Source organism: Rubripirellula lacrimiformis, assembly GCF_007741535.1.
In the GTDB taxonomy this organism is placed as follows: Bacteria; Planctomycetota; Planctomycetia; order Pirellulales; family Pirellulaceae; genus Rubripirellula; species Rubripirellula lacrimiformis.
This window is the reverse complement of sequence record NZ_CP036525.1, coordinates 6365546-6383094: the sequence shown is the minus strand read 5'-3', so window position 1 is coordinate 6383094 and position 17549 is coordinate 6365546. Positions and strand designations below refer to the sequence as shown.

12 protein-coding genes are annotated in these 17549 nt (G+C 58.5%); 10 read left to right on the top strand and 2 right to left on the bottom strand.

Annotation, left to right across the window (positions count from 1 at the left end):
* Nucleotides 1-42: 42 nt before the first annotated feature.
* The 4 genes from K227x_RS22350 to K227x_RS22335 all read left to right on the top strand — a co-directional run bounded on the left by K227x_RS22350 (nucleotide 43) and on the right by K227x_RS22335 (nucleotide 6219).
* A complete protein-coding gene (locus tag K227x_RS22350; protein ID WP_145173071.1) occupies nucleotides 43-1620 on the top strand; it encodes an MBL fold metallo-hydrolase in 1578 nt (525 codons plus the stop codon).
* A gap of 355 nt (nucleotides 1621-1975) precedes the next feature.
* Nucleotides 1976-2593 carry an RNA polymerase sigma factor gene (locus K227x_RS22345; protein ID WP_145173068.1) on the top strand — a complete coding sequence of 206 codons (618 nt, stop codon included), beginning with the start codon at nucleotides 1976-1978 and terminating at the stop codon, nucleotides 2591-2593.
* Entirely contained in the window at nucleotides 2590-4656 is a 2067-nt protein-coding gene (locus tag K227x_RS22340; RefSeq protein ID WP_145173065.1) for a hypothetical protein, read from the top strand. The genes K227x_RS22345 and K227x_RS22340 overlap by 4 nt, the downstream gene beginning before the upstream one ends.
* Before the next feature lie 144 nt (nucleotides 4657-4800).
* Entirely contained in the window at nucleotides 4801-6219 is a 1419-nt protein-coding gene (locus K227x_RS22335) for a hypothetical protein (RefSeq protein ID WP_218933449.1), read from the top strand.
* 7 nt (nucleotides 6220-6226) lie between these two features.
* Here K227x_RS22335 and K227x_RS22330 read toward each other — a convergent pair whose 3' ends face one another.
* Nucleotides 6227-7549 (bottom strand): 3-keto-disaccharide hydrolase, encoded by a 1323-nt coding sequence (locus K227x_RS22330; protein WP_145173059.1) that lies wholly within the window; start codon nucleotides 7547-7549, stop codon nucleotides 6227-6229.
* 174 nt (nucleotides 7550-7723) lie between these two features.
* Here K227x_RS22330 and yidD point away from each other — a divergent pair, with 174 nt between their 5' ends.
* The 5 genes from yidD (at nucleotide 7724) to K227x_RS22305 (ending at nucleotide 14544) form a co-directional block, all read left to right on the top strand.
* Nucleotides 7724-7945, top strand: a complete 222-nt coding sequence (gene yidD / locus K227x_RS22325; RefSeq protein WP_246146046.1) for a membrane protein insertion efficiency factor YidD — start codon at nucleotides 7724-7726, stop codon at nucleotides 7943-7945.
* An 83-nt stretch (nucleotides 7946-8028) separates the two neighbouring features.
* Nucleotides 8029-10191 (top strand): redoxin domain-containing protein, encoded by a 2163-nt coding sequence (locus tag K227x_RS22320; protein ID WP_145173056.1) that lies wholly within the window; start codon nucleotides 8029-8031, stop codon nucleotides 10189-10191.
* 90 nt (nucleotides 10192-10281) lie between these two features.
* On the top strand, nucleotides 10282-12582 hold the full coding sequence (locus K227x_RS22315) for an efflux RND transporter permease subunit (RefSeq protein WP_246146045.1): 2301 nt from the start codon (nucleotides 10282-10284) through the stop codon (nucleotides 12580-12582).
* Entirely contained in the window at nucleotides 12579-13064 is a 486-nt protein-coding gene (tsaE, locus tag K227x_RS22310; RefSeq protein WP_145173053.1) for a tRNA (adenosine(37)-N6)-threonylcarbamoyltransferase complex ATPase subunit type 1 TsaE, read from the top strand. Before K227x_RS22315 ends, tsaE begins: the two co-directional genes overlap by 4 nt.
* Before the next feature lie 223 nt (nucleotides 13065-13287).
* Nucleotides 13288-14544: an outer membrane protein assembly factor BamB family protein gene (locus tag K227x_RS22305; RefSeq protein ID WP_145173050.1), complete on the top strand. Its 1257-nt coding sequence runs from the start codon at nucleotides 13288-13290 to the stop codon at nucleotides 14542-14544.
* 60 nt (nucleotides 14545-14604) lie between these two features.
* On the opposite strand, the gene K227x_RS22300 is transcribed toward K227x_RS22305, so the two are convergent.
* A complete protein-coding gene (locus K227x_RS22300) occupies nucleotides 14605-15525 on the bottom strand; it encodes an Ig-like domain-containing protein (protein ID WP_246146044.1) in 921 nt (306 codons plus the stop codon).
* A 226-nt stretch (nucleotides 15526-15751) separates the two neighbouring features.
* Here K227x_RS22300 and araD point away from each other — a divergent pair, with 226 nt between their 5' ends.
* A complete protein-coding gene (araD, locus tag K227x_RS22295) occupies nucleotides 15752-17485 on the top strand; it encodes an L-arabinonate dehydratase (RefSeq protein ID WP_145173047.1) in 1734 nt (577 codons plus the stop codon).
* Nucleotides 17486-17549: the final 64 nt, after the last annotated feature.

Below are 17549 nucleotides of genomic sequence, written 5' to 3'. Positions count from 1 at the left end.
GACCATCGGTACCCTTTTCGCGTCACTCCCCCCGAGCAATCCATGGCCACGTTGAAGTTTTGCGGCGCCGCCGGCACCGTCACAGGATCTTGCAGCCACATTCAATCCGAAGCCGGCACCTTCATGGTGGACTGTGGACTATTTCAAGGGAACCGAACCACCCAAGAATTGAACCTAGGGGAGTTTCCGTTTGATCCGTCCAAGGTCGAATTCTTGATCCTGACGCACGCCCATATCGACCACAGCGGATTGCTGCCCAAACTGACCAAGGCAGGTTTCAGCGGGCCGATCTACACAACGCCGGCAACGAAGGATTTGTTGGAGGTCATGCTGCGTGATTCGGCTTACATCCAAGAGTCCAATGCCGATCGCCAGAACCGAAAGAACGAGCGGCGTGGCGATCCTGCGGTCGAACCGATTTATACGATCCAGGATGCCGAAAAGACTTTGCAGCAAGTGAAAGGCTATGACTATGAAACCTGGTTCGAACCCAAACCGGGGATTCGCACTCGGTTCTGGAACGCCGGCCACTTGCTGGGATCCTTGTCGGCCGAGATCCAAGTCGACGAAAAGGGCAAGACCCTGCGTCTGTTGTTCTCCGGTGACTTGGGCCCCGAGGAAAAAGCGTTTCACCCCGAACCGGATGCGCCCAGCGGTTACGACTACATCATCTGTGAAAGCACCTACGGGGACCGCGATCGAGTCGACTATACGTTGAAAGAGCGTCGCGATGCGATGAAGGTGGAATTGAATCGAGCGCTGGAAAAGGGCGGCAACGTCGTGATCCCTTCGTTCGCGGTGGAACGAAGCCAAGAACTGTTGCACGACATCGCCGTGCTGCTGAACTCGGGAGAGATTCCCAATGCGACCGTCTTCCTGGACTCTCCGCTGGCTCGCAAAGCGACCGAGGTGTTCATCAAGTATGCCGGCGAAATGGAAGACATTGAAATTGAACCGTCGAAACTGTTTCGACACAAGAATTTTCGCTTGGTCGAAAGCGTCGAAGAGAGCAAGGCAATCAACGACGTCAAAAAGGGAGCGATCATCATTTCCGCCAGTGGGATGTGCACCGCAGGCCGGATCAAGCATCACTTGAAGAACAATATCTATCGGCCCGAATCGACGATCCTGTTCGTCGGCTATCAGTCGCCGGGAACTTTGGGGCACATCATCACCAGCGGTGCCAAGCAAGTTCGGATACACGGCAAAGAATACCAAGTGCGGGCTGACATCCGCCGCTTGGGCAACTATTCCGCGCACGCCGATCAACCCGAATTGGTTCAGTGGTTGGTCGAGCGTGGACCGGTCACCGGTGGCCTGTTTCTCAATCACGGCGAAGACGATTCGCGCAGCGTGTTGGCGGACCTGGTCGCACAGAACGGCTACAGCCGCGACAAAATCTACCTGCCCCAGTTCGACGAGAGCTTTGAACTGGTCGCGGGCGAACCGCCTGTGTCGGTGTCACGTCCCGAACCGCGGATCGATCCGACCCAACTGCAACGCGATTGGCACAATGATTACGCCGCATTCATTTTGGAATTGAGCAACAAATTGCAGGCCACGTCGACGCCCCATGATCGCCAAGAACTGATCCGGCGGCTGGCCCAACTGCTGAAATAGCTGACGAAATCCTCCGTCGAATCCCCGCGGGTTGGGTGCAAGCGAGTCGACACCAGTCGCCGAATCCATGCTCCCGTCGCGGGATTCGCGGTTTGGGTCAATCCGCCGGGGGGCAGTACTGTCGGGTCGGGCGGATCTGGCCTGCACAATCTGTCCGCTGGTCACCCAGGTCGGTGTAAGATGGTACTCAGCTAGCAAAGAGCCGGCGAACACATCGGTCAACGGCTTGGGATCGGGCATCGTGACAAGGCCGCTGGGCGATCGTGCTGAGTGGTGGAAACGCCCGATGCGGTCCGTTGGTTTTTTGCCGGTCCGTTCACTCGGATCCATTTTTTCCTGTTGAAAGTCTGCCGCGATGGCCACAGCATCGGATACCGCCGATCCCAATGACCCGGTTTTACGCCGTGCCAACGACCGTAGTTTGGTCGCGCGCGTGATCTCGGGCAGCACGACCGCATGGCGATCGTTCGTGCATCAACACGAACGTTTGGTACGGACGCGAGTGGCCGATGTTTCGGCGGCGTTTGGACGCGGTGACGACGAATCGGCGATTGACGATGCGACGGCCGAGGTGTTCGCGGCGATGGTGGCCCATGATTCGGCGCCGCTGCGAGCGTTTCAGGGACGGTCTTCGCTGGCCACCTTCATCGCCGTCATCGCGACGCGCAGCGCGACACGTTACTTTGCCCGCAACCGACTTGTCGTCGCCGGCGACCTGCCGCGAAAAACAGAGCCTGTTAGTGATGGCGATCACGTAGCACGCGTCATCAATGCGGATCACAACCACCGAGTCCAAACGTTGATCGATCGACTGCCACCCCGGGAACGTAGCGTTGTTGCCCTGTTCCATCTGCAGGGCCAAAGCTATGCCCAGATCAGCCAGAAATTGGAGATCCCGATTGGGACGATCGGGCCCACGCTTCGTCATGCCGAAACCCAACTGCGGCAATGGATGGAGGAGCCGAGCGAATGAACCGTCAAGCCATATTGGAATCGATCGACAAGCATCTCAGCGCCCAGACGGCGGACGGAAAGCCGCTTCCCATCGGCGATGTCGTCAGTCGAGTGGCCAAAGAATTGCGAGTCCAGAAAGCGGACCCGTCGACCGTTGTCACGGTGATCCCGATCGAACAGGTCGCCGCCTTCGTTGATGGCGATTTGGATCCGGATGCGATCGCCGCGGTGTGCCGCGCGGTGTTGGTCGACAACGGCGTGATCGCCGAACTGGTCGCAGCTTCCCGAGCCCTCCGCACGCCGGTGCAGTTTCTGCCCCCTGTCGATCTTGAATTGACCAATCGATTGCTGGCGACTCATCCGGTCGAACTGATATCGCAGAAAGATATCGCGCGGATGATGCACGAACCCGAGGTGTCGACGCGGCGTTGGCGGCTAGGCATGCTGGTCCCCATCGTGGCGGTCGCCGCCCTAGGATGGTTCTTGATCCAGCGGACGTGGGATGGATCCGCTGGGGAATCGTCCGAGGTGGTCGCCGGCGCAGCCGGACTTGTCGCCGAAGCGGACCCGCCATTGATCGATGATTCTAGTCAGGTGGTGGATGCCGCAGGCAGCGACGATTCCGTGGCCGGTGAGGGAGGCTCGCTGGCGGATTCTTCGCCAGTGACGGTTCCGCCAACCGGTCCGGTCAATCCGACCGGTCCAGCCGGTCCGGTCGTTACCGAAGCGGGCTCTGGAACGCCTGACGCGTCGGCCAAAGCCGATCCGAACATGGGCACCGCAGCGTCGCCAAGCGGCGCCCCCGATTCCAGCCAAACCGATGTGTTGCCGGCCGCGGTACCGGAAGGCACCACGCCCGAATCGTCTCCATCACCGCCAGTCAAAACACCGCCGGTCAAAACACCGCCCGTTCCAGCTGCCGCTGTTCCAATGGTCGATGCCGTCCCTGTCGGGCGACCCGCGAAAACACTGTTGGACGAATCGGCTGATCGTTCGTCGCCGCCTGCGAAGATTACATCGATCCAGTGGAACCAAATCAGCGGACTTGTCGGTGCGGTGTCTGTCGCGCCCGACGCGCCTCCGCGTTTCGTGGTTCGTCGAATCGCTGTGGAAGAAACGTTTCCTTTGAAAGCTGCCAACCGTTTCGTCGCTCTGCGATTGTCCCGCGCGGTCGCTGAATTGAACGACGGTGGTCAGTTGATTCTTGCTCCCGATTCGATGGCGACGATCGGCAGCGGGGATGCCCAGGTTTCGGCTCAGATGGACGTTCACTATGGCGAGGTCGCCATCCAGGGTGTGGCGGACGGAACCGTGATCCGGTTGCGCCGAGGCGCGACCGATTTGGGCCAAGTCACCTTTTCGATGGATGGCAGTCTGCGGATCAGTTCGGTAGCCGGCGGCATGGAATTGCAGATGCAAAATGCACGTCTAAGGACGGACGAAGGATGGCTGTATGACGAATCGATCCGGCTGACAAGTTCAGGGCCGGTGACGATCGCGAACCCGTCGTCGCAGACCCCTAGCTGGTACAGCCAGTCACCGCCGACGCTCAGCAAGGTGCTGCTAAGTCAGATCGGTGCGTCCAAAGATTTGGTCGTCGATCTGGAGGCCCAGATCAACCGTTTGGCATCGTCTACTCGGCTGACCAGCGAACAGTCGGCTGAGTTGTCGAAATTGGTGGAGATGCGAGTTTCGTTGGCCAACAGTCGCGTGTTCGAATTGCTGGGCAATCGTTCGCCCCGCATCCGCCAAGCGGCGGTCGAAGCGATCGCTTTGTTGCCCAAAAACGATCCGCGGTACGAACCGGTTTGGGCGGCGATCGAACTGGATATCGCTGATCCGCAACGACGATCGGAATTGGACCAATGGATGCAGTTGATTCGCACGGGAGCCGATCCCAGACCCGAACAGTTGAAACAAATGTTCGCAGCTTTGAAGTCACCCAAGGCCAAGGTTCGTGGGTTGGCCGACGCGATGTTGCGGTCCTACGTCAACGATCCGCCGCCGTGGGATCCGCAGTGGGACGAAACACAGGCCCTGCCTGCACTGGATGCCTACCAGGATCAGGTATCCGACCAGTGACCAAAATCTGAATCACCCCTGCCCCGTATTTCCGCTCGCTCGATCGGGTTTCTGGTCGCGTCACTGGGATTTGCCGAGGCGGTTTGCCTGCGGTGATCACGGAATTGCAATTGCCAACGCATCCTCATTCTTCCCGTCGCTGCCTTGAAGTCGTCTGTTTCGTCACGCCCGGTTTGTTCTCTGGTGGCCTTGTCCGCGATCATGCTGGTCGTCGCGTGGGTGACCGGTCGATGCGAACCGCACCACGTCGATGATACGTTTAGCTACCTGAATTACCCTTTCGATTCGCTCGGCTCTGCCCTGCGAAGCATTCGCACGCCGGGGTATCCGATCTTTCTAAGGTCGGTGATTGCGGTTGTCGGTGAATCTGCGATTCCGGTTCTGCAGATTCTGTTGCACGCCGTCGCAGCCTGGTGGTTGGGGATCGAACTACGCCGCCGCGGCACAGCAACCTCGGTGGCGATTGCCTCGGCGTTGGCGGTCGCGTTGGGGTGCACCTTCATGGACCACGTTTCGACCTTGGCGACCGACGCTCCGGCGGCATCGATGGGCGTCATGGCAGCGGTCGCGATGCTGCGATGGGACCGACTGGGGCAACCTTGGGGGGCATCGATCGGGATCGCGTTGTTTTCGATCTTGGCGATCTCGCTGCGTCCAGCGTATCTGTCGTTGGCACCTTGGGCCTTGGTATGCGGAATCTGTTTGTGGTTCCGCGCCAGTCGGGCGGCGGGGCCATCCGACGTGAATCGACCGCATTCGTCGTCCGCAATGCGATCGGCTGGGCGGGGCTGGTCGGGGGCTTGGCGGCCTGTCGCGGTGGCGCCGGCGATCATCACGGTGGCGGTGATTGCATGGATGGGGCTTCGCGGCGCGGTGGTCGGTGACTTTGGCGTGCTGCCGTTTGGTCACCAGAATTTGGCGGGGTTAACCATTCAATTGGTGGACGATGACGAACTGATCGCACTTGACCATCCGTCATCACCATTAGCCCACGCAATCATCCGCCACCGGCGACAGCGGATCGCGGACGGGTATCAGTTTCCGGGAGGGAATCCGACGGGCGATCGATCCGTCGAAACGATGACGATCGAAGGACGCTGGAATGACCTGATCTATCAGGCGGTGGTACCCGCGGCGAGAGAGATTTACGGCGATGACACGATCGCCAACCACAACGCGATCGCGTCGATGAACCGACAGATCGTTTCCGAGTATCCCCTTCGCTATGCCAAGTGGTTGCTGTTGGGGGCCAGGCGGGCCGCATGGGCCATGGCCGCCGACATCGTGATGCACCCGCTGTTTCTGGTCGCGATGGTGCTGGCTGCGGTGGGCGAACTGTGGCGGCTGTTGTTGGGCCGCAAGATCGTGCGAGTCATCAACGATGATGGCATCGACACGCTTTGCATCGTCGCACTGACCTACGCGGTGGCGCAGGTCGGGTTTGTCATCTTGACCAGCCCACCGCTGGGCCGGTTTACCGACGCCGCAGCGATCCTGGTTCCGGCCTGGATCGCTGCGAAAGTGGTTCAGCATTTTCGATCCATGACGGATCGATCACGGTAACCGGTGGTTACGGCAGCTGTTTGATCGAAACGTTTCGGAATTCGACCGGGTCATTGTGTCCGGCGAATCCAAAGTGGCCGGTTTCTCGCTTCAGACCAGGGTGCTTCTTGTCAGCCAAGAAATCTTTGGCTTCCGCAAGGTCCGTATCCAGGATCACGTTGCCATTGAGTTCCACTTTGATCCGCATGCCGTCCACGGTGACTTCTTGATAGTTCCATTGGCCGACGTCACGCAGATAGCCACGCGTCGCGGCAGCCATTCCGTAGGCGCTGCCGTGATATTGACGTGAATCCAATTTGGCATACTTGGGGTGTTCCGAGTCCAGCACCTGCAGCTCGGTCATTGCAGAATAAGCTGCGTCGCCACCCAGCGGAGCCCGAATCGCCAGTCCGTTGTTTCCGCCGGCAGGCAGTCGGAATTCAACACGAGCGACAAAGTTCTTGTATTCGTCCTTGGTCAGCAGCAGACCGCCCTTGCCCTGTTGGCAGCGAATGGCACCGTCAACCACTTCGTAGTTTTCGGGCGATCCCTGCCATCCGTCCAAGCTTTTGCCATCGAACAGGCTTGTGAATCCGTCGTTGCCTCGGCTCGACAGATATTCGTTGGCTTCTTCAGCCGACAGTTCCTTGACCGCAATGTTACGCCAGCGGATTTCGCCGCCGTGGGTTTGCAATTCAATCGGGCCACTGCGGAACAGCGGTGATTCACGGTCCCAATAGTTTTCCATGATCGCGTTATCGACGACCAATTGGTCGTTCAGATAAACGGTCGTTCGTGCGCCGATCTGGATAATGCGGAATCGGTTCCACTGACCAAAAGGCTTGTCGGCTAGGACAGCGGGATCTTTGCCAGCAGCGCCAGCACTGTTGTTCCACAATCCGCCGCTTCCTTTGTCGGCGCCCAGTTTGAACTTGGTTGTGTCGGTGAAGTCCCAGATCTGAACCTGTGGGGATCCTTTCAAATAGATGCCGCTGTCGGCCTTGGGGACCGTCTTGTAGTCGATGACCAGTTCGTAATCGGTGTAGTCTTTGGCGGACACCAAGTAGGGGCCGGATCCATCGTTGACCAGTTCGCCATTTTCGACGCTCCAGTGCTGTTTGGCCTCGGCCATCCACTGGCTCATCTTTTCAGCGCGTGCGTCGTCCGACAACGCTTTGAATTCGATCGGGCTGAAATGCGGTCGGGCATCCCAACCGTCCAGCGTTTTCCCATCGAAGATCGACGTAAAGCCGCTGGGAATGTCCTCGGCCGAAACCGTACAAGTGGCGACCAAGTTGCCGAAACCAATGGCGGCAGCCATCGCGGAAAACAAAAGCAAACTTTTTTTCATGGCAGGAAAAACCGTGGTGGGGGGAATGTACGCAAAGATGCGTAGGCAGGGTTGTCGGTTCGATTGTAATAGCTGATCGACACTGCCGTAACATTGGTGTCCGGGATAGGATAGCGAGCTGAACGAATCATTTCGGCGAAAACACGCTTTCCCTTTCAAACGCAAGGATCGACGGTGATCCGACGAGGCATCCAAGCCGCAATCATCTTGCCGATTCGGTTTTACCAAATCGCAATCAGCCCCCTGTTGGGACCGAATTGCCGGTTCACACCGACCTGCAGCCAGTACACGATCGAATCGATTCGTAAATTTGGGGTCATTCGTGGCATCTATCGTGGCACGCGGCGGATCATGCGATGCCATCCCTGGAATCCGGGTGGCTACGACCCACCCTGACCCCATCGTGGTGACGCTGGGGGTTTCTTGTACGATGCAGTCAGCCTTCGCCTGCGATCACTACGGATTGGAACACTGATTTCATGAAACGAATCCTTCACACTGACCCAGGACCGGCGTCTCGTGCTGGGGCGACATCGACCGCTCAGCGATGGTTGGGGATTGCGGCAGGACTGGTCTTGGTCCTGGGGGCTAGCCTCGTGATTGCCGCCGATTCTTCGCCCGTCACTTCGCTTGCGTCGCCCAACGCCGCTGGGATCAACGCCGCTGGGATCAACGCCGCTGAGATCGATGACCTGGGACAAGTGGCGGACTTCTCGCTGCCGTCGGCAGGATCCGATCGGACGCTGAAACAAGTTTCGATGGGGGCCAGCGATCGCGCCGATTTCACAGTGCTGTGTTTTCTGGGGACCGAGTGCCCGCTGGCAAAAGTCTATGGCCCAAGGCTGCAGTCGCTGGCCGACCAATTAGCGACCTCCGGCGTCGCCTTCATCGGCGTCAACAGCAACATTCAAGACTCGGTCGACGAGATTCGCCAGTACGCAGCCGACCATGGCGTATCGTTTCCTATCGCGAAGGATCATGACCGATTGGTGGCATTGGACGTGATGGCGACACGCACGCCCGAAGTTGTGGTTGTCGATCGCATCGGACGTGTCCAGTATCGCGGCCGAATCGATGATCAGTACCAACCCGGCATTGCTAGATCCGAAGCCACGGTCCACGATCTGCGCGATGCGATCCAGGCGTTGGTCGATGGACACGATGTCGCCACCCCTCGAACGACCGCCGTTGGATGCCTGATCTCGCTTCCCAAACCGACCGGCCGCCAAGAACAAGTCGATGCACCGGTGACCTACTGTGACCAGATCAGCCGTGTGCTGAACCAACACTGTGTGGAATGCCATCGCGAAGGCGAAATTGGACCGTTCGCTCTGGACGACTATGACGAAGTCCTGGGTTGGGGCGATATGTCGATCGAAGTGATCGATCAGGGGCGGATGCCACCGTGGCATGCAGCGGATGGACACGCCGAACTGGCCAATGCCAGGTTGATGCCCGAATCTGACAAACAGTTGCTGCGCCAGTGGGTCGACGCAGGCATGCCTTATGGAGACGTAGCCGACCTGCCCGAGCCGACTTCGTACGTTGTCGGCTGGCAGTTGCCGCGTGAACCCGATTTGGTATTGGCGATGTCCAAGGTGCCGTTCGAAATACCGGCCAGCGACACCGTCGAGTATCAGTACTATGTGGTCGACACCGGGTTCGAAACGGATCGTTGGGTGCAGGCCGCCGAAGTGATCCCCGGGAACCGCTCGGCCGTCCACCACTCGATTGCCTTCGTTCGACCGCCCGACGGTGCCGACCTAAGCCAGATCGGATTGCTGTCGGCCTACGTTCCCGGTCAACGACGAAGCCCACTGCCGGTCGGGTATGCCCAGCGAATTCCGGCTGGATCTCGGATCGTGTTCCAAATGCACTACACACCCACGGGCAAACCTGAATCCGATATCACCAAAATCGGACTGGTCTTTGCCGATGCCGATTCGGTGACCCACGAAGTCATTTCGATGGGCGGCATTGAACAAGAGTTCGAAATACCACCGCATGCATCCGACTACGTTGTCGAAGGAAGGATCCACGGATTTCCCCGGTCGGGCGAACTGCTGTCGATCATGCCGCACATGCATCTGCGGGGCAAATCGTATCAGTTCCGCAGCGAATCCGACGACGCCACAGAAACTCTTTTGGACGTGCCGCATTACGATTTCAATTGGCAGCACAACTACGAACTGAGCAAGCCGCTGCCGTTGGCGGATGTGAGTCGGCTTTCCTTTGCGGCCACGTTCGATAATTCGAAAGCCAATCCGTTCAACCCCGACCCGCAGGAATACGTGACCTGGGGCGACCAAACTTGGCAGGAAATGGCGGTCACGTTCATCAGCGTGGCCATTCCGCTGAAGCACACATCCGATTCGGCTCCCACCCCATCGGATCCATCAACCAAACAAGCAGCCCAACAGCGAAAAGAAAGCCAGCAACGGAAAGACGAGGCGTTTGCCAAAGCCGACAAGTTCGTCGAATCGTACTTTCAACGATTCGACCACAATTCGGATGGGTTCATCGTGGAAGAAGAACTGCCACATTCGGTCCGGATCTTCAGCTTTGGTCAGTTCGACCATGATCGTGACCGACGGATCAGCCGCGACGAAATCCGAACCGAAGCTGCCCAGCGATTCGATTGATTCTGTCGGTTTCTTCTTCCTCTTTCTCCTTCTTCACGCCGACCTCCCCGACGCGGGATACCGGTTCCAATTTTGACAACGAGCGATTGAGTGTTTGGCAGCATCGGACGACTGGCGGATTGGATCATCGGTCACCGCTGGTGGACGTTGACGCTGCTGACCGCATGGACGGGGCTGATGGCGATCGGCCATTACGATCCGCGTTTGGTGCTGCCGGAACCCAAGTCATCGCGGCCGCCGGATACGTCGGCTGCGCAGACGGATTCGCCCGCTCCTGCTTCGGTGGGATCCAACGTCAGTCCGATTCGTGTTGCCAACGGCGACGTGGTGATCGTTGTCCGTAGCGATCAGTTCTTTACCCCGGACGGTGCACAGGCGATTCGGGATGCGGTGGCAGCAATCGAGGCCCTGGACCACGTCGAAAGCGTGTTTTGGATGGACGAAGCACCGCCGCTGAACATCTTTGGATTGCCCGAACCGATTTTGCCGGGACGCAATGCATCGCTGACCCGCTACAAAGCCGCCAAACAGCGTGCCCTGGACCATCCCTTGGTTGTCGGTCAATTGATGTCCGCCGATACCAAGACGTTATTGTTGATGGTCAAGATCGATTGGCTGTTCGTGACCGAGGACGCGGATGCAACCGATAAGCTGCGTGACACAGCGGCCGCGGCGGTCGCCAAGTACGCAGACGTGACGATGGACTTTGCGGTTACCGGCGAAGTTCCGATTCGCGTCAGTCGTGCAGCCAGCACTCGGTCCAACGAATTGAAATACCAGTTGATCGGGTACGCGATCGCACTGTTGATCGCCTTCATCCTGTTCCGAGGGCTAAGCAGTGTAATCATCGTGGCGCTGGCGCCGGCGATGGGAGTGTTTTGGACGCTGGGCGTGTTGCATTTCATCGGTTTGGACAACAACCCATTCAATTCAGTCATCGTTCCGGTGTTGCTGTGCATGGTCGGATTCACCGACGGTGTGCACATGATGGTCCAGATCCGTCGTCACCGAGCCGAAGGCAAATCGCCCAGCGAAGCGGCCCGACGGTCCATCCGCGAGGTCGGGTTGGCGTGTTGGATCACATCGTTGACCACAGCGATCGGGTTTGGATCGTTGGCGCTTGCGCATCACGAGATCGTTCGCGAATTCGGCTACTGCTGTGTGATCGGTGTGTTGCTGACGTTCATTTCGGTGATCACCGTCATCCCGTTGGCCTGCGTCAGTCCGCTGGGGCGACGGGTTCATTCGGGGTACGGTCGCAATCTGGTCGACCAAAACTTGGGACGGATTTCAGAAGTGATCGATTTTGTGCTGCTGCGCCCCAAGGTGATCAGCACATTGGCGATCGTGACCACCTTGATCTTGGGGCTGGTCACGCTGCAACTGCGGCCCGACGAACGGCTGACCAGCAACATGTCGTCCGGCAGCGAGGCGACCATGGCGCTGGCCCACATGGACCAAGTGATGGGCGGACTGGAAACCGCGGCCGTACGCATGCAGTGGAATGCGAACGTTCCCGCCGGTGATCCCGAGATTGGCCGAGTGGCTCAGGCGGTGGACGAATTGCTGCGGACCGAGCCCTTGATTGGCAATCCGCTATCGATCGTCAACCTGATCGCGGCGCTGCCCGGCGAAGGTGATACCGCATCGCGAATGTCGATGTTGGAACTGTTGCCGCCTCCGCTAAAACAGGCCTACTATCGCCCCCGAGATCGTCAGGCGTCGGTGCAATTTCGGATTCAAGACATCGGCATCGCGTCGTACGGCGAAGTTTTCCAGCGAATCGAAACCGGACTGGCGCAGATCCAAGCGGATCATCCGGATGTTTCGATTTCTTTGTCGGGGGACGCCGTCCGGCGCTGGAAAAAACTGTACCAGATCGTCGTCGACCTGGCTTTGAGTTTGGGGTCGGCCAGCATCATCATTTTCGTCGTCTTGTCGATCGTCTATCGCTCGCTTCGGTTGGGTTTGATTTCCGTCGTGCCGAACCTGTTCCCGCTGGCTTTGACGGGCGGATTGCTGTGGGTGTTCGGAATGAGTTTGGAAATTGTCAGTGTCTGTGCCTTTACCGTTTGTTTGGGCATCGCTGTCGACGATACGATTCACTTTTTGACGCGTTACCAAGAAGAACTCGGCGGCAACGCGAGCCCCAGCGATGCAGAGAACAGCGGCGCCATCCGGCGCGCCTTTGTGGGTGTGGGAACGGCGTTGGTGATGACGACCGTGGTTTTGATCGTGGGGTTCAGTACCGCACTGCTAAGTGACGCGCGAGATCACCAGATCTTTGCGATGATGGGGATCCTGACGATCGGCAGCGCGTTGTTCGCCGACCTGGTATTCTTGCCGGCGATGTTGATGCGTTTTTCAAAGACTAGCCAGACGAATCGATGATTGAATTTAAAATTACGTCTCTCGAACAGTTGCAGCGTTTTGCCGATTCGTTGGCCGCCCGATTGCCTGGCCGTGTGACGATCGGATTGGTCGGCACGCTGGGGGCGGGGAAAACATCGTTGACTCAAGCGATCGCCGGTGCCGTTGGGATCGACCGCGCGGACGTCACCAGCCCCACCTTCACCCTGCTGCAATCTCACCAGGGCAAACGATCCGGCGGGGAATCCCTCACCCTGCATCACTTGGATGCCTACCGAGTCGCCGACGAAGACGAATTCATTGAACTTGGCGTGGACGAACTGTTCGATGAAGACAACGCCTGGACGATCATCGAATGGGCGGACCGGGTTCGAACTTGCCTTCCCGAAGAAACCCTCTGGCTGAAAATTACGCTGACCTCGGATTCCGAGGCCCGGATCATCAAAGCCTGGACCACCGATCCCGATCTGGCAGCGGTGCTCGCCGGGTGTGAAGCCAGCTAGTACCCCCTGAAATGCATCCGCACCGTTCGTAGTACCGGCTTTAGCGGGAGTTTCTTGACTCGGTCAGGCTCGATGCTCGGGCCCCATTCCGCCTGAAGGCGGTACTACAAACGTTGACTGGTGGGCAGCGCACGGTGATGGGTGCATGGCTTGCAGGGAGCGTCCACACACTACAATGGCGGCCTCGTCCATTGAAACGCCCTCTGGTTGGATTCATCTTCTTATGAAACCCGTTCTTGTCATCGCATCGTTGCTGTTTCCGCTGACGGCACTCGCCGAAAATTGGCCGCATTGGCGTGGGCCGACCGGCAATGGCGTGGCGGTCGAAGGAAACCCGCCAACGAAGTGGTCGGTGACCGAAAATGTGAAGTGGCGTGCGGCGATCCCCGGAAATGGCACCGGATCGCCCGTGGTCTGGGACGATCGCGTGATCGTCACCACCGCGGTTCCCACCGGACGCAGGACGGGGCGGTTGCCCGAATTGGATTTCCAGACACTGTGTTTCTCGCGGGCTGATGGCAACCTGTTGTGGAAACAAACCGCCGTCATCGCCACGCCCCACCAACCGACTCATTCGACACACGGGTTCGCCTCGGCATCGCCGTGCACCGATGGCACGATGGTCTATTCGCACTTTGGTTCTCGTGGGCTGTACGCCTACACCATGGATGGCAAGCTGGTCTGGAAGCACGACGAGTTTGACAAAATGAATACGCGGAACGATTTCGGTGAGGGCAGTTCGCCGACGATCGCTGGCCAGAAAATTCTGGTGCCTTGGGACCACGAAGGCGATTCGTATCTATACGCATTCAACAAAACCAATGGTGAATTGATCTGGAAGACACCGCGAGATGAACCGAGTTGTTGGGCCACGCCGATGGTGATCGATGCAGGCGGGACAAAGCAGGTCGTGATGAATGGACAAACCTGTGCTCGGGCCTACGACTTAGAAACCGGTAAAGAACTTTGGCGATGTGCCGGACAGACTCAGCGGCCAGCCGCGTCGCCCCTTTTCGATGGGACTCGCGTGTTCGTGGGCAGCGGTTATCAGGGTTCGTTCATGGCGGCATTTGATCCGACCGGTCGCGGTGATCTGGCCGGCAGCGAAGCGGTGCTGTGGTCGATCAACCGCGATACGCCTGATATCGCTTCGCCGATGCTCTCAGGCAACCGGTTGTTCTTCTTCAAGGGGAAATCGGGGCTACTGTCTTGTGCCGATTCGAACACTGGGAACCTACACTATTCGGCCGTTCGGTTGCCGGGCATCCGCGTCACGTACGCATCGCCTGTCGCTGCCGGCGGCTTCGTTTATTTGACCGGTCGCGGTGGAACGACGGTGGTGATCGAGGATTCGAACGAACTGAAAGTGGTCAATGTCAACTCGTTGGGCGAAGGTGTCGATGCCACGCCCGCGATCGTGGACGACGAGATGTTCATCCGCGGGCAACAACATCTGTTCTGTATCGCAGAAGGTTCGTGAGCCAGTGCTTCATACGCAGCGGACACCAATCAATCGTCGCCTTGGAAAGCAAACGCCGTGCTATCGCGACTGAGTGGTTTCGGTTGGGTGCTGAAGCTTGGCCTTTTCCGCGTCCGCTTTGACACGCCATTTCGCTGCTTCCCCCAGGTCGTCGGCGCGATCGAACGCTTCGGCGACAACGGCAAACGCTTCGGCGAGTACGGCCGGATCACGCGGGTTGTCGGCTTCGCGAAGTCGGCGAGCAAAGGCGTCCATCTTTTCGCGAACTTCGGGCAACGCACAAATCTGCTTGCCCTCGCGTGTCGAGCAGCCGAACACGATACCGGCCAGCTTGTCGTATTCGCCAAGCGTTTCGATACCGGTTGGTTCTAACTGCAGCGTCAACGTCAAGGTTTCGCCGGTGACAGCGGTCACCCTGCGATCTCGCCGCCCCAAAATGATCGGCAATTCGTTTCGAGAGCTGATCCGGTCCGACGACACGACGTAGACTTGGTCGATGTGAAAATCCGGCGAACTGGATAGCGGGATCAGCGAAATCGAAGCGGCGTGTGACATTTCGATCTTGTGAGGCCCGTCGTCCAAAAGCGGCACGTCGATGTGAACCGAATCATCGATGGTAAAGTCGGGATGTGACAGGATCGCCGACACGCTGAACGTGCGAGTGCGTTCATTCACGTCACGATAGAACGGATAGCGAATCGTCGCGATTCCGTCGGGACCTGTGGTGACCGGTTGGGGCGGCATCTCGGCAAGGTCGTCGCCGCCGGACCAACGACCATGCCCTTGGGAAGATCGCAGCGCCCACGGTGTGACCGTGACGCCATCGATCGGATTGCCGTCCGGATCGCTGACCTGAACCTGGAACGTTTTGGCGAGTTGACCACCGCCTAGCTTGGCCAAGACGGCATCTTCCGCGGCGTCATCAGCGAGACTCGTTGCAACCAAAACGAACCCTACCAGCGGCAAAGCAAAACGAAGCATGGCGACAACCTTGGATCGAAAGAGAAGCCCGGTAAAGACGATGCGTCTTTTTTGGCGATGCCAGGTTGGGGTGTCAAGTTTTTGGCGAATCGGTCGGCGCCGACCATGCGGGCGGTGGTCGGCCGCACCGTGCGTCGCCAGTTCGTGTTTGACAAGCCTGGATTGGCGGAGGGATCCGGATACAATCTGGCGAAATCTCCCTCCCCCCAAGCCCCCTCTATCCGCTATGCCAGCCGCGCAAGATCGCGATCCCACCAAACTTCGTTCTCACCGCTGGCTAGCACCGGACGATATGCGTTCGTTCGGGCACCGTTCGCGGATGAAGGGGATGGGATTCGACGATATCGATTTTGCCGACCGTCCGGTGGTTGCGATCCTGAATACGTGGAGCGAGATGAACACGTGTCACACGCATTTCCGCAATCGGGCGGACGAAGTCCGTCGTGGGATCCTGCAATCGGGTGGCTTCCCGGTCGAGATTCCGGTGATGTCGTTGGGCGAAATGATGATGAAGCCCACAACGATGCTGTATCGCAACCTGCTGGCGATGGAGGTCGAAGAGGTGTTGCGTTGCCACCCCGTGGATGCGGCCGTGTTGATGGGGGGCTGCGACAAGACGGTCCCAGCGATGTTGATGGGTGCGATCAGCGCCGACATTCCATCGGTGTTCTTTCCCGCCGGCCCGATGCTGAAGGGGCTCTGGAAAGATGTCACGCTGGGCAGCGGATCGGATGTATGGAAGTATTGGGACGAACGGGTTGCGGGCAATCTGTGCGATTCCGATTGGAAGGGCATCGAAAACTGCATCGCCCGTTCCGCCGGTACCTGCATGACGATGGGCACCGCGTCGACAATGGCGTGTGTGACCGAGGCGATGGGATTCAGTTTGCCGGGCGCGGCCACCATCCCCGCCGTGATGGCGGATCACTGTCGATTGGCGACTCAGACGGGACGCCGCGCGGTGGAGATGGCTTGGGAAAACCTGAAGCCGTCGGATTTCATGACCGAAAAATCGATCGACAACGGGCTGATGGCTTCGCTTGCCATCGGCGGCAGCACGAACGCCATCGTTCACTTGATCGCGATCGCCGGTCGATTGGGAATCGAATTGTCGTTGGATCGATTCGACGAACTGTCGCGGATCACGCCGGTGCTCGGTGACATTCGTCCCAGCGGCCGATTTTTGATGGAAGATTTTCAAGACGCCGGTGGCTTGCCAGCGCTATTGGCCCGGATGACGGACCTGTTGAACATGGATTGCCAAACCGTCAACGGAGTCACGTTGGGCGAACAGGTCGCAGGCGCCGAAGTGATCAACGACGAAGTCATTCGAACGCGACAGAATCCAGTGTCGCCAGCCGGTGGGACCTGCTTGCTAAAAGGAAACTTGGCTCCTAGCGGGTGTGTGATCAAATCATTGGCCGCCGATCCGAAACTGTTGAAACACCGTGGCCGCGCCGTCGTTTTCGAAAACTATCCGGAAATGAAAGCCAAGATCCACGATCCCGATTTGGATGTCGACGAAAACAGCGTGTTGATTCTGCGGTCGGCCGGGCCGCTAGGTGCCCCCGGATTTCCCGAATGGGGAATGCTGCCGATCCCCAAAAAACTGCTGGAAAAGGGCGTTCGCGATATGGTCCGCCTCAGCGATGCCAGGATGAGCGGCACCAGTTACGGGACTTGCGTTCTGCACATTGCACCGGAAAGCGCCGCGGGCGGTCCTTTGGCGCTCGTGCAAAACGGCGATGTCATCGAAATCGACATCCCTCAGCGGACCATCCACTGGGAGGTCAGCGATGATGAAATCCAAGCTCGGCGAGAGTCGATGCCGACGTCGATTCCGGTTCCCGATCGCGGTTACAGCCATCTGTATGCAAAGCATGTCATGCAAGCGGACAAGGGATGTGATTTCGATTTTCTAGTGGGCCGATCTCCCGGCATGGAACCCGCCATCCACTAAGCAACCTTTCCTATCCCCCCCCATTCTCACCCACCAACTCGTGGGCTAACCACCCATCCCGAGC